The sequence below is a fragment of the Janthinobacterium sp. PAMC25594 genome, from assembly GCF_019443505.1.
Lineage (GTDB): Bacteria > Pseudomonadota > Gammaproteobacteria > Burkholderiales > Burkholderiaceae_D > Janthinobacterium.
Genome location: NZ_CP080377.1, coordinates 3,172,777 through 3,194,440, shown reverse-complemented (window position 1 = coordinate 3,194,440; position 21,664 = coordinate 3,172,777). Strand labels below are relative to the sequence as shown.

Sequence of the window (21,664 nt, the reverse complement as noted above, 5' to 3'; positions counted from 1 at the left end):
GGGGAATATTGATGCATAAAAATATAACAAAATTGCTCGCCGGGATAGCCTGCCTGTGTGCGTTTGGCGTCGCCACGCCGAGCTTTGCCGATGCGCCCGCCAAGACGGAGGCGGCCACGACCACGGCCGTCGCCGCCCCCGCCGTGACGCCGGTGCCTGACGCCGCGCCCGCTGCCACCGCTCCGGCCCCGGCCGCTGCCGCGCCAGCCGCCGCGCCCGTCGCCAACAAGGGCGATACCAGCTTCATGATGATCAGCACCTTGTTGGTGATCTTGATGACCATCCCCGGCCTGGCCCTGTTCTACGGCGGCCTGGTGCGCTCGAAGAACATGCTGTCGGTGCTGATGCAAGTGTTCATGGTGTTCGCGCTGGTGATCGTGCTGTGGTGCATCTACGGCTACTCGATCGCCTTCACGGAAAAAACCGCCTTCTTCGGTGGCTTCGACCGCCTGTTCCTGAACGGTATCTGGGATCCGGCCAAGGGCACGTTTGCCGCCGCCGCCACCTTCAGCAAGGGCGTCGTCATTCCCGAGTTCGTCTTCGTGGCATTCCAGGGCACGTTTGCCGCCATCACCTGCGCACTGATCGTCGGCGCCTTTGCCGAGCGCGCCAAGTTTTCCGCCGTGCTGGCCTTCGTCGTGCTGTGGTTCACGTTCGCCTACCTGCCAGCGGCCCACATGGTGTGGTTCTGGACCGGTCCTGACCTGATCACCAATGCCGCCACCTCGGCCAGCGAAGCCCTGAAGGCGGGCTGGATCTGGCAAAAAGGCGCGCTGGACTTCGCCGGCGGCACCGTGGTGCACATCAACGCCGCCGTTGCCGGCCTGGTAGGTGCCATCATGATCGGCAAGCGCGTCGGCTACGGCCGCGAATCGATGGCACCGCACTCGCTGACGATGACCATGATAGGCGCATCCTTGCTGTGGGTGGGCTGGTTCGGTTTCAATGCCGGTTCCTCGCTGGAAGCGGGCGACGTGGCGGCCCTGGCCTTCGTCAACACCTTGCTGGCCACTGCCGCCGCCACCCTGTCGTGGGTGTTTGGCGAGTGGATCAGCAAAGGCAAGCCATCGATGCTCGGTGGCGCATCGGGCGCCGTGGCCGGCCTGGTGGCGATCACCCCGGCGGCCGGCTTTGTCGGCCCGATGGGCGGCCTGGTCATGGGCTTGCTGGCCGGTATCATCTGCCTGTGGGGCGTGAATGGCCTGAAACGCCTGATCGGCGCCGATGATTCGCTCGACGTGTTCGGCGTGCACGGCGTGGGCGGTATCCTGGGTGCCTTGCTGACGGGTGTGTTTGCTGCACCACAACTGGGCGGCCAGGGCATCTTCGACTATGTCACCAACAAGATGTCGGCGGATCCGTACTCGATCGGCCATCAGGTGTGGGTGCAGGCGCAAGCGGTCGGCACCACCATCATCTGGTCGGCCGTGGTCTCCGTCATCGCCTATAAACTGGTCGACATCGTCATCGGCCTGCGCGTACCGGAAGAGGAAGAGCGCGAAGGCCTCGATATCACCAGCCACGGCGAGCAAGCTTACCATGGCTAAATGATAATTATCTGGCATGCCAGCGCCCCGGCGCGGCATGTCCGGCTGGAAAAGGCGCCTCATTGAGGTGCCTTTTTTTCGTTGTGGGAATGGAAAAGGTCTTTAAAACAAGGCTTTTGCCCCGATTTGGGGTACTTACACGGTAATATAGTCGGCAGTTCTGTGTGCTTTTTTGAATACTGCACATAATTTAAGGATGTAACTATGGTTCCCCATCTCGTCACGGCCCTGACCGGACCGCTGCTCGACCTCGAAAAAAAGATTCTGGCCGCGACGCCGGCCATTGAGCGCTGGTTCCGCATGGAGTGGCAAGAGCATACGCCGCCCTTCTATTGCTCGGTAGACTTGCGTAACGCGGGCTACAAGCTGGCGCCCGTCGATACCAATCTGTTCCCTGGCGGTTTTCATAACCTGGCCACGGAAATGCTGCCCCTGTCCGTGCAGGCGGCCATGGCCGCCATCGACAAGTATTGTCCGGATGCCCGCAACCTGCTGATGGTGCCGGAATTGCACAACACCACGCCGCAATACCTGCAGAACGTGGCGCGATTGATGCAGATCTTCCGCCAGACGGGCCTGCACGTGCGCCTGGGCTCGTGGTCGCCCGAGATCACCCAGCCGACGCCATTGGCGTTACCAGATGGCAACATGCTCGTCATCGAGCCGCTCGTGCGCCTGAACAATGGCCGTCGCCTGGGCTTGAAGGATTTCGATCCGTGCACGATCTTGCTGAATAACGACTTGTCGGATGGCATCCCCGATATCTTGCAAAATATTCATGAACAAAGCCTGCTGCCGCCTTTGCACGCGGGTTGGGCCTTGCGCCGCAAGAGCAACCACTACACGGCCTACGATGAAGTGGTGAAAAAATTCGGCAAGATGATCGATGTCGACCCGTGGATGCTCAATCCCTTCCACGCCAAGTGCAGCGACGTCAACTTCCAGGAAGGCGAGGGCGAAGATGCGCTGGCCGCCAGCGTCGACGTGTTGCTGGCCAAGATCCGCAAGAAATACAAGGAATACGGCATCAAGGAAAAGCCGTTCGTCATCGTCAAGCCCGATGCGGGCACGTATGGCACGGGCATCATGACGGTGCGCGACGCCAGCGAAGTGCGTGACCTGTCGCGCAAGCAGCGCGAAAAAATGTCGATCGTCAAGGATGGCCAGCTGGTAACCGACGTGATCATCCAGGAAGGCGTGCCGACCTTCGAAAGCATCAAGGATGCCGTGGCCGAACCCGTCGTCTACATGATCGACCGCTACGTGGTGGGCGGTTTTTACCGCGTGCATGCGGAGAAGGGCGTGGATCAGAACCTGAACGCGCCCGGTTCGCAGTACGTGCCGCTGGCGTTTGCCCAGCAGCATGCCGTGCCGGACTTGAAGGCCAAGCCGGGCACGGCCGCGCCGAACCGCTTCTATGTGTACGGCGTGGTGGCGCGTCTGGCCTTGTTGGCCGCGTCGCTGGAAATGGAGCGCACGGACCCGAATCCCGAGGTGTATTGATCCCTCCCTGCGGCTGGCCGGGCGCGGCGACTACCGCGCCTGGCGATCTCGGCTAGAATCAAGCATTCCTTATCAGGCTCCCCGATTGGACGCACCATGAAAATTGCATTCCTTGCCGACCCGCTGGCAGGCTTCAAGACTTACAAAGATTCCACCTTCGCCATGATGCGCGAGGCGGCCAGGCGCGGCCACGCCGTGTACGCGTTCGAGCAGAAGGACATGGCGCTGGAAGAAGGCATCGTCACGGCATTGGTAAAACACATCGAGCTGACCGGCGACGAACACGACTGGTACAAGGTCGTCTCCACCGAGGAAGTGCGCCTGTCGGCCCTGGACGCCATCATCGAGCGCAAGGATCCGCCGTTCGACATGGAATACGTGTACGGCACGTATTTGCTGGAACTGGCGGAAAAACAGGGCGCCTGCGTCTTCAACAAGCCGTCCGCCATCCGCGACAACAATGAAAAGCTGGCCATTGCCCAGTTTTCCGAATTCACTTCGCCGACCCTGGTAACGTCGGATGAAGCGCGCCTGCGCGCCTTCCACGCCAAGCACCAGGACGTCATCTTCAAGCCGCTCGACGGCATGGGCGGCACGGGCATCTTCCGCGTCAAGGCCGATGGCCTGAACCTGGGCGCCATCATCGAGACCTTGAGCGAGAACGGCGCGCAAACCATCATGGCGCAGCGTTTTATCGCCGACATCGTCAAGGGCGACAAGCGCATCCTCGTTATCGGCGGCAAGCCGGTGCCGTTTTCGCTGGCGCGCATCCCGCAGGCGGGTGAAGTACGGGGCAACCTGGCCGCCGGCGGGACGGGCGTGGCGCAGCCATTGACGGCGCGCGACCTGGAAATCGCTGAAAAACTGGGCCCGATCCTGGCCGCGCGTGGCCTGATGCTGGTAGGATTGGACGTGATCGGCGACTATCTGACGGAAGTCAATGTCACCAGCCCGACCTGCTTCCAGGAAATCATGCAGCAGACGGGCTTTGATGTGGCTGCCATGTTTGTCGACGCCGTCGAGCATGGCGTTGCGCAAGCGCAGCAGCGTCAGACGGTGAAATGACCATGGTAGGGATTTTGCTCATGACACATGCACCGCTGGGACAGGCATTCATCGCCGCCTGCGCGCATGTGTTTCGCGGGCCAACAGAACGTTTTGAAGCCATCGACGTCGTCGCCGACCAGGACCTGGCGGAAGTGCAAAAGCTGGCGTCGGACGCCATCTGCCGCCTCGACGACGGCTCCGGCGTGCTGGTGATTACCGACGTGAAGGGCGGCACGCCGTCGAACTGCTGCAACAAGCTGGCCGATGCGGGCCGGGTGGAAGTCATCGCCGGCATCAGCCTGCCGATGCTGCTGCGCGCCATCACGTATCGCCGCGACACGCTCGACGTGGTGGTGGAGATGGCGCTGGCCGGTGCGCAAAGCGGCGCCGTGCGCGTCGATAACCGCATCCGCGTGGGCGAATAGGGAAGTGCAAGGCCGCCGCCCCGAAGGCGGCGGGTTTTATAGGCCAAGATTGTCATCAGCGTAGTGCATTCAGGGATAGAGACCATACAAAAATGATTCAAAGAGAACTCGAAATCATCAACAAGCTGGGACTGCACGCACGCGCCTCCGCCAAATTTACCCAGCTCGCCGCCAAGTTCAAGAGCGACGTCTGGCTGACCCGCAACGCGCGCCGCATCAACGCCAAGTCCATCATGGGCGTGATGATGCTGGCCGCCGGCAAGGGCGCGAAAGTGACCCTGGAAGCCGAGGGCGATGATGAGCAGGCATGTGTCGATGCCCTCACCGCCCTGATTAATGACAGGTTTGGCGAAGGCGAGTAATGCCCGCCGAACGTAGCCGCAGCCGCATTCCGACAGGTCACCCCATGGCATCTTTCACGCTCCACGGCATCCCGGTCTCCCGCGGCATCGCCATTGGCCGCGCGCATCTGCTGGCGCCGGCCGCCCTTGACGTCAAACATTACCTGGTCGCCCAGGAACAGATCGAAGCCGAAGTCCAGCGCTTGCAAAACGCCATCGCCGCCGTCCACAAGGAACTGCAAACCCTGTGGAACGAGCTGCCGAAAGACGCCCCCACGGAACTGGGCGCTTTCATCGACGTGCACGCGCTGATCCTGTCGGACCCATTGATCGCCGAAGCGCCGCTCGACATCATCCGCTCGCGCCATTACAACGCCGAATGGGCGCTGCTGACGCAAATCGATGAATTATCGGCGCAGTTCGACGAAATCGAAGACCCGTATTTGCGCGAGCGCAAGGCCGATATCCAGCAAGTGGCAGAGCGCGTGCTGAAGGTCTTGCTGGGCACGGAACAGCTGCTGCCCAAGGCCGCGGCCGAAGACGAATTGATGGCGCAGATGATCGTCGTCGCGCACGACATTTCTCCGGCCGACATGCTGCAATTTCGCGACCGCTCCTTCATCGGCTTCATTACCGACGTGGGCGGGCAGAACTCGCACACGGCCATCGTCGCGCGCAGCCTCGATATCCCGGCCGCCGTCGGCATGTCGCAGGCGTCGATGCTGATCGAGCAGGACGACTGGCTGATCATCGACGGCGACGCCGGCGTGGTCATCGCCAACCCCAGCGCGCTGGTGCTGGAGCAGTACCGCGAGCGCCAGGTGGCCATGCAGCGCGCGCGCAAGAAGCTGGGCAAGCTGAAAAAGACGCCGGCCGTCACCAAATGCGGCACCCCCATCACCCTGCTGGCGAATATCGAATTGCCCGAGGATTGTCCTTTTGCGCTGGAATCCGGCGCCAGCGGCGTGGGCCTGTTCCGCTCCGAATTCCTGTTCATGGGCCGCGCCCACAAGATTCCCACCGAGGATGAGCAGTTCGAGGCTTACCGCAACACGGTGCAGTCGATGAAAGGGCGCGTGGTGACCATCCGCACGCTCGACATCGGCGCCGACAAGCCGCTCGACCAGTCCGACCATACGGCCTTGAATCCCGCGCTGGGCCTGCGCGCCATCCGTTACTGCCTGGCCGAGCCGCAACTGTTCCTGACGCAGCTGCGGGCGATCCTGCGCGCCTCGGCCTTCGGCAAGGTGCGCATCCTGATCCCCATGCTCGCGCATGCGTTCGAGATCGACCAGTCGCTGGCCATGATCGCGCAAGCCAAGGCCAGTCTGCGCGAGGAGGGCGTCAAGTTCGACGATGCCGTCGAAGTGGGCGCCATGATCGAGATTCCGGCCGCCGCGCTGGCCCTGCCCATGTTCGTCAAACGCATGGATTTCCTGTCGATCGGCACGAATGACCTGATCCAGTACACGCTGGCCATCGACCGCGTCGACTACGAAGTGGCGCATTTGTACAATCCGCTGCATCCGGCCGTGCTGCAACTGATCTCGATGACGATCGCGGCTGGCCACAAGGCGGGCATCGACGTGGCCGTGTGCGGCGAAATGGCGGGCGACGTGAAGCTCACGCGCTTGCTGTTGGGCATGGGACTGCGCGAGTTTTCCATGCATCCGGCGCAGCTGTTGGCGGTCAAGCAAGAGATCCTCAATAGCGACCTGGGCCTGATCGCACCGCAAATGCGCAAAATTATGCGTTCCATGGAGCCAAATGTGATCGCGGAAGCCGTGCAACAGTTGCAGCTAATGTAAACTGTCACCTATCAGCATCAGGACACATCGCGCGCGGCAAGAGGTGTCCTGATGCTACAGTTGCAGCACCTATCATCGCGGTGCCGCATCGACCATGGCCCGTGGGGCCACCCCCTTTATAAACCGACACACATGTCATCCATTGGAATCGTTTCGCCGCAAACCATGTATTTTGCGCAACCCCTGCAGCTGCAAAGCGGCGCATCGCTGCGCGACTATATGTTGATGTATGAAACCTACGGCACCCTGAACGCCGACAAATCGAACGCGGTGCTGGTCTGCCACGCCCTGAACGCCTCGCACCACGTGGCCGGCGTGTATGCGGACGAACCGAAAAGCACGGGCTGGTGGGACAATATGGTGGGACCGGGCAAGCCGCTCGACACCGACAAATTCTTCGTCATCGGCGTCAACAACCTGGGTTCCTGCTTCGGCTCGACTGGCCCCATGCACACCAATCCCGCCACCGGCAAGCCATATGGCGCCTCTTTCCCCGTCGTCACGGTGGAAGACTGGGTCAGCGCGCAGGCGCGCCTGGCCGATGAACTGGGCATCGCCCAGTTCGCCGCCGTGATGGGGGGATCTTTGGGTGGCATGCAGGCGCTGGCGTGGAGCATCATGTTTCCCGAGCGGCTGCGTCACTGCGTGGTGATCGCCTCGACGGCCAAGCTGTCGGCGCAGAACATCGCCTTCAACGACGTGGCGCGCCAGGCCATCCTGTCCGACCCTGACTACCGTGGCGGTGACTTTTATGCGCACGGCGTGGTGCCGAAGAACGGCTTGCGTGTGGCGCGCATGGTGGGCCACATCACGTATCTGTCGAATGACGACATGGCCGAAAAATTCGGCCGCAAGCTGCGCGACGCGGCGCAGACGGGCGACTACAAATTCGGCTTCGGCATCGATTTCGAGATCGAATCGTATCTGCGCTACCAGGGCGACAAGTTCTCCGAGTACTTCGACGCCAACACGTATTTACTGATTACCAAGGCGCTCGACTATTTCGACCCGGCGCGCGCGCACGGCGGCGACCTGGCCAAGGCCCTGTCGGGCACGAAAGCCAAGTTCTTCCTCGCCTCGTTTTCCACCGACTGGCGCTTCTCGCCCGAGCGCAGCCGCGAAATCGTCGAAGCGCTGGTGTGCAACCGCCGCCAGGTCACCTATGCCGAAATCGACGCACCGCATGGCCACGACGCTTTCCTGCTGGAAGATGCGCGCTACATGAACATGGTGCGCGCCTATTATGGCCAGGTCTGGCACGACATCGGGACGGGCTTGCCCATTCCTGCACCGCATACCGCCGTCCGCCAGGGCGCCAAGGAGACCGCATGACTTTTGACGAATTGAGCGCACTGCGCCCCGACCTGGCCTTCATCGCCCACTGGGTGCCGAACAACGCGCATGTGCTGGACGTGGGCTGCGGCGAAGGCGTGATGCTGCAGTATCTGCAAAGCGACAAGGAATGCAGCGGCTATGGCATCGAGATCGCCGACGACAAGGTGCTGGCCAGCACCCTGCGCGGCGTGAACGTGATCCAGCAAGATATGGAAAAGGGCCTGGCCATCTTTGGCGACAACAGTTTCGATACGGTGCTGTGCCTGTCGTCCTTGCAGATGATGAAGCAGGTCGAGCCGCTGCTGCGCGACATCGTGCGCGTGGGCGCCGAGGCCATCGTCTCGTTCCCCAACTTCGCCTACTGGCCGCACCGCGTGGCGCTGCTGAAAGGACGCATGCCCGTGTCGAAGTCGCTGCCCTACCAGTGGTACGACACGCCCAACGTGCGCTGCGCCACCATCAACGACTTCCGCGAACTGGCCGAGGAATGCGGCCTGGAAGTGATCGACTGCGTGGCCCTGGCCGAAGGCAAGATGGTCTCCGTGCTGCCGAACCTGCGCGGCGACCTGGCCGTCTTCCGCCTGCGTAAAAAAGCGGTGCATTGATGACCACAAGCCCGGCGCCTGGCTGGCGTTCCTACGTCAGCGGCCGCATGCTGGCCGTGCTGGTGCTGGGCTTCAGTTCCGGCCTGCCCCTGTTCATCCTGCTGTACCTGCTGCAGGCATGGCTGGCCAAGTCGGGACTGAACGTGAAGGCGCTGGGGCTGTTCGCCCTGGTGCAGTTCCCGTACATCTGGAAATTCCTGTGGGCGCCCCTGATGGACCGCTACCGCATCCTGGGGCTGGGACGCCGGCGCGGCTGGATGGCGCTGACGCAAGTGGCGCTGTTCTCTGCCATCGGCGCCATGGGCATGCTCGATCCGCTCACGCAGATCGGCCTGATCGCGGCCGCCGCGGGCGGCGTGGCCTTTCTGTCGGCCAGCCAGGATATCGTCATCGACGCCTACCGGCGCGAAATCCTGTCCGATAACGAGCAGGGCCTGGGCGCCGCCGTCATCGTCAACGCGTATAAAGTGGCGGGCATGGTGCCGGGCGCGCTGTCGCTGATCCTGGCCGACCGCATGCCGTGGCAGCCCGTCTTCTGGATCACGGCCGCCTTCATGTTGCCGGGCCTCGTCTGCACCCTGCTGATCAAGGAACCGACCGTGTACGGCTCGCCGCCGAAGACCATGCGCGAAGCCATCATCCTGCCATTCCAGGAGTTCATCGCGCGCGATGGTTGGCGTAACGCAATGTGGATCCTCGCCTTCGTATTACTCTACAAAATCGGCGACAGCATGGCCACGGCGCTGGCGACGAAGTTTTATCTGGACCTGGGTTTCAGCATGACGCAGATCGGCCTGGCCGCCAACACCACGGGTTTCTGGGCCAGCCTGGCCGGCGGCGTGGTGGGCGGCGTGTGGATGCTCAAGCTGGGCATCAACCGGGGTCTGTGGGTGTTTGGCGCGCTGCAGGCGATCGCGATTCTGGGATTCGCCTGGCTGGCGCAGGTGGGGCCGAATACCATGCTGCTCAGCGCCGTGATCGGTTTTGAAGCGTTCGCCAGCCTGGGCCTGGGTGCGGCCGCCTTTGTCGCGTTCCTGTCGCGCACCACGGACCCGCGCTACACTGCCACGCAATATGCCTTGTTTTCCAGCCTGAGCGCCGTGCCGCGCACCCTGATCAATGCCTCGGTGGGCTTTCTGGTCGCCGAGCTGGGCTGGTTCTCGTTTTTCATCGTGTGCTTCTTCCTGGCCTTCCCGGCCATGATGATGCTGCCTAAAATTGCTCCATGGAGGTCTGCCAATGGCACCAATATCCCTTAAACGTTACGCCATCCTGGCCAGCCTGTGCGCGGCTACCGCGCTGGCGCCGCTGTCCGCCCACGCCCAGCAGGCGACGGTCCAGGATGGCATCAAGGTACGCCCCTTGTCGACTTCGCGCATCTTTGCGGGCGGCGCCGATTTCAATGCGCAATCGAAGCAGCAATATGCGCAGCTGGTCAACGAAGCGAAGGAAAAAAACGCGCTGGTGCCCGACAGCGATCCGCAAGTGAAACGCCTGCGCGCCATCGCCCAGCGCATCATCCCGTTCGCCACGCGCTGGAACGAGGCGGCGGCCAGCTGGAACTGGCAAGTCAACCTGCTCAACTCGGACGAGGTCAATGCCTTTTGCATGCCGGGCGGGCAGATCGCTTTTTACAGCGGCATCATCACCAAGCTGAACCTGACCGACGATGAAGTGGCCGTCGTCATGGGGCATGAAATTTCGCATGCGCTGCGCGAACACTCGCAGGCGCAGGCTGGCAAGGGCAACCTGGCCGCCGTCGGCGCCAAGCTGGCCGGCGCCGGGCTGTCAGCCTGGCTCGGCGTCGATCCGAACATCACCAGTACCGCCACGAATATGGCGGCGCAGGGCGTGATGCTGAAGTTCTCGCGCGACGACGAACGCGAGGCAGATTTGATCGGCATGGACCTGGCCGCGCGCGCCGGCTTCGATCCGCGTGCCGGCGTGATCCTGTGGCAGAAAATGGCCGCCGTGAGCAAGGGCGCGCCGCCGGAATTCCTCTCGACCCATCCGTCGGGCAAGGACCGTATCTCGCAGATGAACAGCCACATGGCGCAAGTGCTGCCCTTGTACGCGCGCAGCAAGGGCGTCAGCGTGGACGCCTTGCCGCCGTACCGCAGCACCGCCATCGCGCAGCGCTAGGATGGCGAAGCGTCACGCCGCCGCACCGTTGCCCATGCGCGACGGCGTGGCGCCCAGTTATCTGTGGCTGCCGGAAGGGCAGTGGCCGGACATGCTCACCTTTCTGATCGAGCGCTATCCGCAGATCGGCGCCGCGCAATGGCTGGACCGCATGGCGCGCGGCGAAGTGCTCAATGGCGACGGCGCCGTGCTGGGTCCCGGCAGCGCGTACAAGCGCGGCATGCGCATTTTTTACTACCGCGAGCTGGAACGGGAAACGCCGATCCCGTTCCACGAAGAGATCCTGTTCCAGGATGAACACCTGGTGGTGGTCGACAAGCCGCATTTTTTGCCCATGACGCCGGCCGGGCGCTTTGTGCAGGAGACCCTGCTGACGCGCCTGAAGAAAAACCTGGACTGCGCCGAGCTGACGCCGATCCACCGCCTCGACCGCGAGACGGCTGGCGTGGTGATTTTTTCGCGCCAGGTAGACAGCCGGGGCGCCTACCAGACGCTGTTCCAGCGCCGCGAGGTGCGCAAGACGTATGAGGCGCTGGCGCCGCACCTGGATGGCCGCGATTTTCCATTCACCTATCGCAGCCGCATGGTCGAGGGCGAGCAGTTCTTCCTCATGCGCGAGGAGGCGGGCGAGCCGAACTCGGAAACCGTCATCGACGTGATCGAACGGCGCGGCGGGGTGAACCTGTACCGGCTGCACCCGCACACGGGGCGCAAGCACCAGCTGCGCGTGCACCTGGCTTCACTCGGCATCCCCATCGTCAACGATGCGTTTTATCCGCTGGCCCAGCGATGCCAGGAAGACGACATGTCGCACCCGCTGCAGCTGCTGGCGCGCGCCATCGATTTCACGGACCCTTTGAGCGGTGAGCCGCGCCATTTTGAGAGCCGGCGCATGCTGGCGTAACCCGACACCCCCATTGGCGTGTCAACCATGTTGTCGGATTACGGCCCTGCGGTCCTAACCCGACCTACGGTAGATCAGGCGTAGGTCGGCTTGGCGCAGCGTAAGCTGACACCACCGCCGACGTGTCAAAGATCAGCCCTTGACCGTGTAATCGATGATCAACGGCGCGTGGTCGGAAAAACGCTCGTCCTTGTAGACGCTGACCGTATGCGCCTGGGCCGCGATGCCGGGGGTGGCGACGTGATAGTCGATGCGCCAGCCCACGTTTTTCGCGTAGGCTTGTCCGCGGTTGCTCCACCACGTGTACTGGTCTTCGCGCTTGTCCAGGCCGCGGTGCACGTCGACAAAGCCCACTTCGTCGAAGACGCGCGTCAGCCATGCGCGTTCCTCTGGCAGGAAGCCGGAATTCTTCTTGTTGCCCTTCCAGTTTTTCAGGTCGATTTCGTGGTGGGCGATGTTCCAGTCGCCGCAGATGACCACTTCGCGCCCCAGCGCCTTCAATGCCAGCAGGTGCGGCAGGAACAGTTCCATGAAGCGGAACTTGGCTTCCTGGCGCTCCGGGCCGGATGAGCCGGACGGGCAGTACACGGAAATGACGGACAGGTTGCCAAAATCACAGCGCACATAGCGGCCTTCGGCATCGAATTCGGGGCTGCCGAAGCCGATATGCACGGCGTCCGGCTCCACCTTGCTGTACACGCCCGTGCCGGAATAACCCTTTTTCTCGGCATAGTGGAAATGGCCATGATAGCCGTGCGGGTTGAGGAATTCCGGCGTCATGTCGGGCAGCTGCGCCTTCAATTCCTGCACGCAGATGAAATCGGCCGTTTGCGTGCCCATCCAGTTGAAAAAGCCTTTTTTGGCGGCGGAACGGATGCCGTTCAGGTTGGCGGAGATAATTTTTGGCATAGGTCGAGAGTAAAAGGACGCTGGGCGGGGCCGGCGGGCGCGGCATGGCGATTGTCTCGCCGCTGCGCGCGGATTAAAATACAGGCACTTTTAAAAAATGAGGCTAATGTGAATAATTTACGCCAGCAGTTTATCGCGTTTTCAGTATCCAAGGGCGTCTTGCGGTTTGGCGAGTTCACCACCAAGGCCGGACGCCAGTCGCCGTACTTCTTCAATGCGGGCCTGTTCCATGACGGCGCCACCCTGGCCGAGCTGGCGCAGTTCTACGCGCAGACCCTGCTCGATTCGGGCGTGGAATTCGACATGCTGTTCGGTCCCGCCTACAAGGGCATCACCCTGGCGTCGGCCACCGCCGTGGCGCTGGCCGGCAAGGGCCGCAACACCTCGTTCGCCTTCAACCGCAAGGAAGCCAAGGACCATGGCGAAGGCGGCACCATCGTCGGCGCCAAGCTGCATGGCAAGGTCGTCATCATTGACGATGTGATCTCGGCCGGCACCTCGGTACGCGAATCGGTGGACATGATCCGTGCCGCCGGCGCCGAGCCATGCGCCGTGCTGATCGCCCTGGACCGCATGGAGCGTTCGGGCCCGGATGGCCAGCTGTCGCCCAGTTCGGCGGTGCAGGAAGTGTCGAAACAGTACGGCATTCCCGTCATCTCGATCGGCAACCTGGACGACTTGTTCGGTTACCTGAATGGCGCTGGCGCCGATCCGGAACTGCTCCAATATAAAGAAGCCGTTTCCGCCTACCGCACGCGCTACGGCATTTAAGTCGGTTTTTCCAGCAGCGCCCGCAGCCGCGGGTCGCTGCAGGCAGCACCGGCCGATGGGTGGCATTGCAACAGCCGCCGCAACAGCGCGCCACCGATGCCGCGCCGGCGGAACGGCGGTTTCACGAACAGCATGTTTACCGTCACGTCATCCGCATGTTTGCTGATATCGAGCATGGCCACTTGCTGGCCGTCGATCCATGCGCACAGCGCACTGTCCCCTTGCCAATCGATGTGCATCACACCAGCCATGGTTTGAGCGCCGCATGCAGGCCCAGGGCGAACAGCCCGACAAAAAAACACCGCTTGAACACCTGCTGCGCGATGCGCCCGCGCAGCCATTGGCCGGCCAGCATGCCGGCCAGCGCGGGCAGCAGCGCATACGCGGAAGCACTGGCCGCACCGAGGCTGAAGTCGCCGTGCACGGCCAGGCTGGCCGCCAGCGCCACGGTCGATGCGGTAAACGCCAGGCCCAGCGCCTGTATCAGGGCGTCGCGCGCCAGGCCCAGTCCCTGCAGATACGGCACGGCGGGAATCACGAACACGCCCGTGGCGGCCGTCACCAGTCCCGTCGCCGCGCCCGCCAGAGGGCCCAGCCAGGCTTCGTGCCGCGCCGGCACGCGCAGCTGCAGCGAGAACAATCCCGCCAGCGCATACAGCATCAGCGCCACGCCCAGCGCGACGACGGCCCAAATACCGCTGTCCTTCGGCAGCAGCGCGCCGCCCGCGAGGGTGCCGCCCATGACGGCGGCCAGCATGGGCCACAGGCGCCGCAGCAGGGCGCGCAGGCCGGGGCCGGCCGCCAGCTGCCACACATTCGTCACCATCGACGGCACGATCAGCAGCGCCGCCGCCTGCACAGGCGGCATGACAAGGCTGAGCGTGCCCATGGCCACCGTCGGCAGGCCCAATCCGACTACGCCCTTGACGAAGCCAGCGACGAGGAAACTGGCGCCGACGGCCAGCATGAATGACGTCTCCATCTTTTTTATCCCACAGTGATTTTGCGTGGATTCTGCGCTTGCCCGGGACTTTCGCCAAGGTGGATTATTTTGAGTCAGCCTCAGTAAAATACGAAGGCTGATAAGATGGCGAAAAGGAGAGCTGCCATGCGTTTTGATCTGGTCGATTTGCAGCTGTTCGTCAACGTGGTGGAGGCGGGCAGCCTGACGGCGGGCGCCGCGCGCAGCCACCTGGCGCTGGCCTCAAGCAGCGCGCGCGTGCGCGGCATGGAAGAGATGCTGGGCATGCCCCTGCTGCTGCGCGGGCGGCGCGGCGTGGAGCCGACACCCGTGGGGCAGACTTTGCTGCATCACGCGCGCCTCGTATTGCTGCAAATGGAGAAAATGCGTGGCGAACTTGGCGAATTTGCGCGCGGTTTGAAAGGACAGTTGCGCCTGCTGTGCAATACGGCAGCGCTCAGCGAATTTTTGCCCGAGGCGCTCGGTGCTTTTCTCGACCGCCATCCGAACCTGACCATCGACCTGGAAGAGCGCCTCAGTTACGATATCGTCAAGGCCGTCTCGGAAGGGCTGGCCGACATGGGCATCGTGTCCGACTCGGTCGACATGCGCGGCTTGCAGACGTTTTTGTTCCGCCCCGACCGGCTGGTGGTCATCGCGGCGGCCGACGGCGTGCATCACCGCGCGCTCGGACACGATGGCGTCGTCGACTTTGCCAGCGTGCTGGATCACGATTTCATCGGCCTGGCCGATGACAGCGCGATGCAGCAGTACCTGGGCATGCACGCGGCGCGCCTGGGCCGCCCGTTAAAGGTGCGCGTGCGCCTGCGCAGTTTCGATGCCGTCTGCCGCATGGTGGCCAGCGGCGTGGGCATCAGCGTGGTGCCGCTGGCGGCGGCCAGCCGCTGCCAGCAGACGATGGCGCTGCGCTGCCTGGAATTATCCGATCCCTGGTCGGTACGCAATCTGACGATTTGCGTGCGCCAGTTCAGTGAATTACCCCTGTATGCGCGCCAGTTGATCGATCATCTGAAGGCGTGACAGGGCATGACAGGAGCAGCGATGCGTTTTTCAGAAGACAAGATGGCCAGCCTGCGGTGCAGCGACCAGGTCGAGCGTCCCATCCACATCTGGCAGCCCGAGCATCCACGTGCCGTGATCCTGGCGATCCACGGCGGCATGGCGCACGCGGGCGACTATGTCACGCCGGCGCTGTATTTTCGCCAGCACGGCATCGCCACCGTCAGCTTCGACATGGTGGGCCACGATGGCAAGCGCAAGGTCGATATCCCCTCGTTCGAGGCCTTCCTCGACGATGAAGAGCTGTTCCTCGCCTGGGTCAAGCAGGCGTATCCGGGCTTGCCTATCTTTGTCATGGGGCACTCCATGGGCGGCCTGATCGCCACGCATTTGGGGCTGCGGCGTTTTGCGGGCGACCCGGCGATCAAGGGCTTTGTTATTTCATCGCCGTATTACGTGAATGCGATTCCCGTGCCGAAGGTGCTGCAGATGCTGTCCGGCTGGCTGGCACAGCGCTTCCCGACGATGAAGGTACCGCTGGGGAATCTGACCATGCTGCTGACGCACGATCAGACCATCACCGCGCGCCATTTCCAGGATGAGCGCGACGGCATCCGCGCCAGTGCAGCGTCGGTGCGCTTCGCCCATGCCTTGATGTCGGCGCAAAAGGAACTGGCGGGCGGCTTGTCGGACTGGCGTTTCCCCCTGTTCGCCGTGGTGGCGGGCGACGACAAGCTGGCCGACAGTCGCGCCACGGAAAGCCTGCTGCGCAGCGTGCCCGATGGCCTGCTCGACTACCATTTTTACCCAGCCAATTATCACGAGAACTTCAATGAGGTGAACCGTGACGTGATCTTCGCCGCCATCCTGGCCTGGATGGAGAAACTGCTCGCACCCGTGCAGGCTTGAGGGCCAGGTATCGTTATAATCGGATTCACTGAATTTACCGTCGGCGCATGCCGGCCCGGTCCCCGCGGCACAGGGGAATACTCAAGGAACGAACGATGCGCTTGCTGATTGCCCTGTTACTCCCGTGGCTGACTTTTTTCACGATCGGCCGTCCGATCGCCGGCATCATTTGCCTGATCCTGCAAATTACCCTGATCGGCTGGCTGCCGGCGACGATCTGGGCCGTATATGCGCTGAGCCAGTACAAGACGGACCAGAAGATCGCCGACGCCATGCGCCGGCGCTAAGCTAAGACTGGCTTAAGCTGCGCTTCCTATCTTGATTCAACCGACATGAGGAGAGTGAGATGGCATTAAACAGACGCGGTACCCTGGGCCTGGCGGCGGCGATGCTGGCCGCCGGGCTGTTGCTGGGAAGTGCGGCGCAGGCGCAGGGCGATAGCGCTTTGCCGCCCGTGCAAAAGAGCGGGGTGGTGGAGTATCTGAGCGGCGGTATCGGCCTCGATGAATCGACGGCCATCAAGAGCGCCAGCCGGCAATGGCCTTTGAGCCTGGTGTTTTCCGTGCAGGCGGCGGGCAAGGCGGAATTTGCCTCCGACGTGAAGCTGACAATACGCGACGCCAAGGGCGCGCAGGTGCTGGAAACGACGGCCAGCGGACCGTTCCTGCTGGCGAAACTGCCACCGGGCAGCTACAGCCTGCATGCCACCCTGGCCGGCAAGACCCTGGAGCGCAAGGTGCAGGTCAAGGCGGGCAGTTCCGCGCGCGTGGAGCTGGTCTGGCCGGCGGGAACGAACCCGGGCCGGCCTTGATGCGGCGACGGCAGCCCGATCAGCTGACCGCGAGCACGCGCCCTTCGGCGGCGCTTTGCAGCGCCAGTTCGATCAGGCGTATCGTCGCCGCCGCATCCTCGGCCGCCACGGGCGCCGCTGTGCCGTGGCGGATGGCGTCGGCCATGCCCTGGTAAAAGTCCTGGTAGCGGCCCGCCTGTATTTCCAGGTGTTCACAGTGCCCGTCCGGCTGCGTGCCCAAGTGCAGCGCGCCGCGCACGGGGTCCACGCCCCAGCCGGGCCGGCCCGGCCTGGCGCCTGCCTTCAGGGCGTCTTCCTGCGGGTCGAGGCCAAACTTCACGAAACTGCCCTTGTCGCCATGCACGGCGAAGCGCGCCGTCGGCGCTTTTACCAGGCAGCCGGCTTGCAGCACCACGCGCAGCCGGTCGTAGTACAGCACAAGGTGGAAATAATCGACAGCCTGCGCGCCATCGCGTTGCAGGACGATATCGGCGTACAGCTTTTCCGGCTGGCCGAACAGCTGCATGGCCTGGTCCAGCATGTGCGGGCCTAGGTCGTACAGCAAGCCGCCACCGGGTGCGCCGGACTCGCGCCAGCGCTGGCGGATTTCGGGGCGGAAACGGTCAAAATGCGATTCGACGCTGGCGATGCGCCCCAAGGTGCCTTGCGCCAGCAGCGCTTTCAGGGTCAGGAAGTCGCCATCCCAGCGCCGGTTGTGATACACGCTGAGCACCAGCTTGCGCTCTTGCGCCAGGGTGATCAGGGTCTGTGCTTCAAAGCTTGAAATGGTGAAGGGCTTGTCGACCACCACGTGCTTGCCCGCCTGCAGAGCCGCTTGCGCCAGGCTGAAATGCGCCTCGTTGGGCGCGGCGATGACGACCAGTTCGATCGATGCATCGGCAAACAGCTGCGCCGCATCCGCATACACGGTGGCGTGCGGCCAATCCTTGCGCACGAGCTCCGGCTTGCTGGAGGCGACGGCCGTCAGCTCCAGGGCATCGATGGTGGACAGCACGGGAGCGTGGAAGGTGGAGCCGGCAAAGCCGTAGCCGACCAGGCCGGTCTTGATCTTGTTCATGGCGTATTCACGGGTGCGTGGAAGAATCCATGATCATACCTGCAAGCGGGCGGCGGCACCGTTGCAGCAATGCTGCCACGATGTGCCGCCGCGCATGCCTTAGTTCAGGCTCCAGACGTATTGCACCTTGACGCTGGCGCTGACGGGCTTGCCGCCGGCGAGGGCAGGCTTGAACGTACACTTGGCAATGCCGCTGCGTGCCGCCTCGTCGAGGGCCGGATGGCCACTGCTTTTGACCACGCTCGAATTCGTTACCTTGCCGGAGGCATTGACGTCAAAGGACATGTTGACCGTGCCCTCTTCCTTCGCCTGCAGCGATGTGGCTGGGTAGACCGGTTTGCCGCAGACGCCAAAGTCGATGATGGGACGGCGCTCCAGTACCGGCGCACTGTCGGCGGCGACGGCCTGGCCGTAGATGCCGAGGCAGGCGCCGGCGAGGACCAGCAGCGGCACGGCCGCTTTCCAGTTCAGGGGCTGTGGTGCAGGGCGCAGCAATCGTTTGATACGTGACATAAGATCTCCTCCGTTGGCCGCCTGGGCCAGGTGGTGGGTTGAGAACTGGAGACGTTCCAGTTCCGAGAGTGCAAGAGCCAGACGCCGCGGTTCGCCCAGTTGTCTTGCTGCGAAATCATCTGCAATATGTTCGCGTTCGAGGCGCACGCCGCGAGAGATCCACCAGACGGCAGGGTGGAAGAACAGCAGCGCCTCGATGGCGTTTTGCAACAGGTTGAGCAGATAATCGTGGCGCCGGATGTGCGCCAGTTCGTGCGCCAGCAGCGCATCGAGCAGCTGCGGCGGCATGCCGGTGATCAGCGCTGCGGGCACCAGCACCATGGGGCGCCAGATGCCGGCCGCGAGCGGGCTGGCGATGTTGTCGAGTACGCGCAGGCGCACGGGCCGCGCCACGCCGGCATCCTGCGCCATGCGCGACAGCCTTGTCTGCAGTTGCTCATGTGTGGCGCCCGTCTTGCTGGCGCTGCGCTCTATCCATAGCATGCCCAGTGCCATGCGCATGGCCAGCACTGCGGCGCATAGGGCCCAGACGCCGACGACGGCGCGAAGAAGCAGGTCCAGGTCAGGCAAGGTCGTGGGCATGAGCAGTGCGGCCGGCAGCAAGGTGCTGGAGAACATGGCACCCGTGGCATCGCCATCGGCCAGGCGCAAATACAAGCCCGCTGCCGGCCATGCCAGGCAGGCCAGCAGGGCACCGCAACCGACGGCGTAGCGTGCCTCGGGACGCGCATTGCGCAGGGCGGCCCACGCCAGCGCCGTGGCGCAGCCGATCAGCAAGCCTTGCCACAGGAAATGCAGCAGAGTCCAGCCCAGCGCTGGCACGAAGCCGCTCATGATTGATCGTCCTTGAGCATTTTTTCTATCTCTTCGCGCTCGGCGCGCGACACGCCCGTGCGCAGCGCCGCCAGCACCAGCGCCTTGGCCGAACCGGCAAAGGCTTTTTGCATCAATTCCTTGAGCAGATTCGTCTGCAGGCTGTCCTGTGCCTGGGCCGGCGCATACACGTGCGAACGCTGGCTTGCGTCGCGGATCAGCAAGCCCTTGGTGTGCATGATCTGCATCAAGCGCAGCACGGTGCCATACGTGATGGCCGGCTTGGTCAACGTCATCGCCTCGTGCATCTGCTTGGCCGTGGCGGCGCCCAGCGGCCACAGTGTTTGCAGCAGATCGAGCTCGGCAGCCGTTGGTTTCGGGATGTCGGGAGTCTTGGCCATGCTATTTTTCCTCTTGCTGGAATCTCAATGTAGCTAAGTAGGTCGCAATAAATTATTGTGATTTCTGACTTCCATACCCGGCGCTCTGCGGTGTTGCCCGCTGCTAGCAGTGCTCGCACTGCGTCGCAGCTGGCGCCTTGCAGAGCATCCGGTTCTGTTCGTCATAACTTCACAATAATTTCCCACGACCTACTTAGATTAATCGTTGTAGACAAAAATGTATACTTTAATTTTATGTACCGCATAAGCGCCTTGCAGGCATGGGGAAAAAACTAGACAAGCTTGTTTATGCGTGGAGCGGCCAGGCAAAAAAAAAGACGCCGCAGCGTCTTTTCCTTGGGGGGCGTGGGAATTATCCCGCCAGCTTGGCCTTCAAGAGTTCCGTCAGCTGGGCCGGGTTGGCCTTGCCTTTGGAGGCTTTCATGGCCTGGCCGATCAGCGCGTTGATGGCCGCTTCCTTGCCGGCGCGGTACTGCTCCACCGATTTGGCGTTGGCCGCCAGCACTTCATCGACGATGGCTTCCAGGGCGCCCGAGTCCGAGATCTGCTTCAGGCCCTTGGCGTCGATGATGGCGTCGACCAGGTTCTCGTCGTTTGACTTCGCTTCCCACATGCCGGCAAAGACTTCCTTTGCCGCCTTGTTCGAGATCGTGCCGTCGGCAATGCGCTTGAGCATGGCGGCCAGCTGCGCGGCGGAGACGGGCGCGTCGTCCAGGTCCACGCCTTCGCGGTTCAGGGTCGACGACACGTCGCCCATCAGCCAGTTGGCGGCGGCCTTGGCGTTTTCCTTGCCGGCTTTCTCGACCACGGCGACGAAATAGGTGGCCATGGCTTTCGATTGCGTCAGCACCAGCGCATCGTAGTCCGGCAGCGCGTATTCGCTGATGAAGCGCGCGCGCATGGCGGCCGGCAGTTCCGGCATCGATGCCTTGACCGTGGCTATCCACTCTGGCGAGATGACCAGCGGCGGCAAGTCAGGATCCGGGAAATAGCGGTAATCCTGCGCGTCTTCCTTGCTGCGCATTTCGCGCGTTTCCTTGCGGTCCGGATCGTACAAGCGCGTCGCCTGCACGACCTTGCCGCCGTCTTCGATCAGTTCGATCTGGCGGCGCACTTCGACGTGCACGGCTTCCTCGATGAAGCGGAAGGAGTTCAGGTTCTTGATTTCGCAGCGCGTGCCGAATTCCTTCTGGCCGACGGGGCGCACGGAGACGTTGACGTCGCAGCGGAACGAGCCCTCCTGCATGTTGCCGTCGCAAACGCCCAGCCACATGACCAGCGAATGCAGCGCCTTGGCGTAGGCCACGGCTTCGGCGGCGCTGCGGATTTCCGGTTCCGAGACGATTTCCAGCAGCGGCGTGCCGGCGCGGTTCAAGTCGATGCCGCTCATGCCCGCGTAGTCTTCATGCAGCGATTTGCCGGCGTCTTCTTCCAGGTGGGCGCGCGTCAGGTTGACCGTCTTGGTGACGAATTCGCCATCCTTTTCGTAGCCGAAGGTCAGGGCGCCACCGATGACGACGGGGTCTTCGAACTGGCTGATCTGGTAGCCCTTGGGCGAATCGGGATAAAAATAGTTTTTACGGGCGAAGACCGAGTGCGGCGCCACGGTGGCACCCACGGCCAAACCAAAACGGATCGCGCGGTCGACGGCTTGCTTGTTCATCACGGGCAGCACGCCTGGCAGCGCCAGGTCGACTGGGCTGGCTTGCGTGTTGGCGTCGGCGCCGTACTTGATCGGCGAACCGCTGAAAATTTTGGATTCGGTCGTGAGCTGCACGTGATTCTCAAGACCGATGACGACTTCCCATTGCATAGTGTTCTCGCTTATTTTTTGATGGCGCC

General features: G+C 62.9%; 23 protein-coding genes. 16 read left to right on the top strand and 7 right to left on the bottom strand.

The window, feature by feature from the left end:
* Positions 1 to 11: 11 nt before the first annotated feature.
* From KY494_RS14370 to KY494_RS14320, 11 genes are all read left to right on the top strand, one after another.
* On the top strand, positions 12 to 1,547 hold the full coding sequence (locus KY494_RS14370) for an ammonium transporter (protein ID WP_308836440.1): 1,536 nt from the start codon (positions 12 to 14) through the stop codon (positions 1,545 to 1,547).
* Between the two features lie 204 nt (positions 1,548 to 1,751).
* The gene (gshA, locus tag KY494_RS14365) at positions 1,752 to 3,050 is read left to right on the top strand and encodes a glutamate--cysteine ligase (protein WP_219134926.1); all 1,299 of its coding nucleotides are present in this window, start codon (positions 1,752 to 1,754) and stop codon (positions 3,048 to 3,050) included.
* Between the two features lie 96 nt (positions 3,051 to 3,146).
* Positions 3,147 to 4,115 carry a glutathione synthase gene (gshB, locus tag KY494_RS14360; RefSeq protein WP_219891381.1) on the top strand — a complete coding sequence of 323 codons (969 nt, stop codon included), beginning with the start codon at positions 3,147 to 3,149 and terminating at the stop codon, positions 4,113 to 4,115.
* 2 nt (positions 4,116 to 4,117) lie between these two features.
* Positions 4,118 to 4,522 carry a PTS sugar transporter subunit IIA gene (locus KY494_RS14355; protein WP_035824452.1) on the top strand — a complete coding sequence of 135 codons (405 nt, stop codon included), beginning with the start codon at positions 4,118 to 4,120 and terminating at the stop codon, positions 4,520 to 4,522.
* A 92-nt stretch (positions 4,523 to 4,614) separates the two neighbouring features.
* A complete protein-coding gene (locus tag KY494_RS14350) occupies positions 4,615 to 4,884 on the top strand; it encodes an HPr family phosphocarrier protein (RefSeq protein ID WP_034749416.1) in 270 nt (89 codons plus the stop codon).
* Positions 4,885 to 4,928: 44 nt separating this feature from the next.
* A complete protein-coding gene (gene ptsP, locus KY494_RS14345; RefSeq protein WP_099764301.1) occupies positions 4,929 to 6,671 on the top strand; it encodes a phosphoenolpyruvate--protein phosphotransferase in 1,743 nt (580 codons plus the stop codon).
* Between the two features lie 165 nt (positions 6,672 to 6,836).
* Positions 6,837 to 8,003, top strand: coding sequence for a homoserine O-acetyltransferase (locus tag KY494_RS14340; RefSeq protein ID WP_258194934.1), 1,167 nt, complete (start codon positions 6,837 to 6,839; stop codon positions 8,001 to 8,003).
* The gene (gene metW, locus KY494_RS14335) at positions 8,000 to 8,611 is read left to right on the top strand and encodes a methionine biosynthesis protein MetW (RefSeq protein ID WP_219134930.1); all 612 of its coding nucleotides are present in this window, start codon (positions 8,000 to 8,002) and stop codon (positions 8,609 to 8,611) included. Before KY494_RS14340 ends, metW begins: the two co-directional genes overlap by 4 nt.
* On the top strand, positions 8,611 to 9,870 hold the full coding sequence (locus KY494_RS14330) for an AmpG family muropeptide MFS transporter (protein ID WP_219891379.1): 1,260 nt from the start codon (positions 8,611 to 8,613) through the stop codon (positions 9,868 to 9,870). Before metW ends, KY494_RS14330 begins: the two co-directional genes overlap by 1 nt.
* A complete protein-coding gene (locus tag KY494_RS14325; protein WP_219891378.1) occupies positions 9,851 to 10,753 on the top strand; it encodes a M48 family metallopeptidase in 903 nt (300 codons plus the stop codon). The genes KY494_RS14330 and KY494_RS14325 overlap by 20 nt, the downstream gene beginning before the upstream one ends.
* A 1-nt stretch (position 10,754) precedes the next feature.
* A complete protein-coding gene (locus KY494_RS14320) occupies positions 10,755 to 11,657 on the top strand; it encodes a pseudouridine synthase (RefSeq protein ID WP_258194885.1) in 903 nt (300 codons plus the stop codon).
* Positions 11,658 to 11,789: 132 nt separating this feature from the next.
* On the opposite strand, the gene KY494_RS14315 is transcribed toward KY494_RS14320, so the two are convergent.
* Positions 11,790 to 12,566 (bottom strand): exodeoxyribonuclease III, encoded by a 777-nt coding sequence (locus KY494_RS14315; RefSeq protein ID WP_141171662.1) that lies wholly within the window; start codon positions 12,564 to 12,566, stop codon positions 11,790 to 11,792.
* A gap of 108 nt (positions 12,567 to 12,674) precedes the next feature.
* Between KY494_RS14315 and pyrE the strand changes: the two genes are divergently transcribed.
* A complete protein-coding gene (gene pyrE, locus KY494_RS14310) occupies positions 12,675 to 13,337 on the top strand; it encodes an orotate phosphoribosyltransferase (protein WP_116743141.1) in 663 nt (220 codons plus the stop codon).
* Here pyrE and KY494_RS14305 read toward each other — a convergent pair.
* Together KY494_RS14305 and KY494_RS14300 are read right to left on the bottom strand one after the other, a co-directional pair.
* The gene (locus KY494_RS14305) at positions 13,334 to 13,576 is read right to left on the bottom strand and encodes a GNAT family N-acetyltransferase (protein ID WP_219134934.1); all 243 of its coding nucleotides are present in this window, start codon (positions 13,574 to 13,576) and stop codon (positions 13,334 to 13,336) included. The two genes, pyrE and KY494_RS14305, sit on opposite strands and share 4 nt — an antisense overlap.
* Positions 13,576 to 14,319, bottom strand: a complete 744-nt coding sequence (locus KY494_RS14300) for a sulfite exporter TauE/SafE family protein (protein WP_219891377.1) — start codon at positions 14,317 to 14,319, stop codon at positions 13,576 to 13,578. Before KY494_RS14300 ends, KY494_RS14305 begins: the two co-directional genes overlap by 1 nt.
* Before the next feature lie 126 nt (positions 14,320 to 14,445).
* Here KY494_RS14300 and KY494_RS14295 point away from each other — a divergent pair, with 126 nt between their 5' ends.
* The 4 genes from KY494_RS14295 to KY494_RS14280 all read left to right on the top strand — a co-directional run bounded on the left by KY494_RS14295 (position 14,446) and on the right by KY494_RS14280 (position 17,038).
* Positions 14,446 to 15,339 (top strand): LysR substrate-binding domain-containing protein, encoded by an 894-nt coding sequence (locus KY494_RS14295; RefSeq protein ID WP_219134936.1) that lies wholly within the window; start codon positions 14,446 to 14,448, stop codon positions 15,337 to 15,339.
* A gap of 21 nt (positions 15,340 to 15,360) precedes the next feature.
* On the top strand, positions 15,361 to 16,227 hold the full coding sequence (locus KY494_RS14290) for an alpha/beta fold hydrolase (RefSeq protein ID WP_219891376.1): 867 nt from the start codon (positions 15,361 to 15,363) through the stop codon (positions 16,225 to 16,227).
* A gap of 95 nt (positions 16,228 to 16,322) precedes the next feature.
* A complete protein-coding gene (locus KY494_RS14285) occupies positions 16,323 to 16,514 on the top strand; it encodes a YqaE/Pmp3 family membrane protein (protein ID WP_070222801.1) in 192 nt (63 codons plus the stop codon).
* Positions 16,515 to 16,573: 59 nt separating this feature from the next.
* On the top strand, positions 16,574 to 17,038 hold the full coding sequence (locus KY494_RS14280; RefSeq protein ID WP_219891375.1) for a carboxypeptidase-like regulatory domain-containing protein: 465 nt from the start codon (positions 16,574 to 16,576) through the stop codon (positions 17,036 to 17,038).
* A gap of 19 nt (positions 17,039 to 17,057) precedes the next feature.
* Here the strand turns inward: KY494_RS14280 and KY494_RS14275 are convergent, their stop codons facing one another.
* The 4 genes from KY494_RS14275 to gatB form a co-directional block, all read right to left on the bottom strand.
* Positions 17,058 to 18,095, bottom strand: a complete 1,038-nt coding sequence (locus KY494_RS14275) for an oxidoreductase (protein ID WP_219891374.1) — start codon at positions 18,093 to 18,095, stop codon at positions 17,058 to 17,060.
* A 99-nt stretch (positions 18,096 to 18,194) separates the two neighbouring features.
* The gene (locus KY494_RS14270) at positions 18,195 to 19,442 is read right to left on the bottom strand and encodes a M56 family metallopeptidase (RefSeq protein WP_219891373.1); all 1,248 of its coding nucleotides are present in this window, start codon (positions 19,440 to 19,442) and stop codon (positions 18,195 to 18,197) included.
* Positions 19,439 to 19,822 carry a BlaI/MecI/CopY family transcriptional regulator gene (locus KY494_RS14265; protein ID WP_219891372.1) on the bottom strand — a complete coding sequence of 128 codons (384 nt, stop codon included), beginning with the start codon at positions 19,820 to 19,822 and terminating at the stop codon, positions 19,439 to 19,441. The genes KY494_RS14270 and KY494_RS14265 overlap by 4 nt, the downstream gene beginning before the upstream one ends.
* 352 nt (positions 19,823 to 20,174) lie before the next feature.
* The gene (gene gatB / locus KY494_RS14260) at positions 20,175 to 21,635 is read right to left on the bottom strand and encodes an Asp-tRNA(Asn)/Glu-tRNA(Gln) amidotransferase subunit GatB (protein ID WP_219891371.1); all 1,461 of its coding nucleotides are present in this window, start codon (positions 21,633 to 21,635) and stop codon (positions 20,175 to 20,177) included.
* Between the last annotated feature and the right edge of the window lie 29 nt (positions 21,636 to 21,664).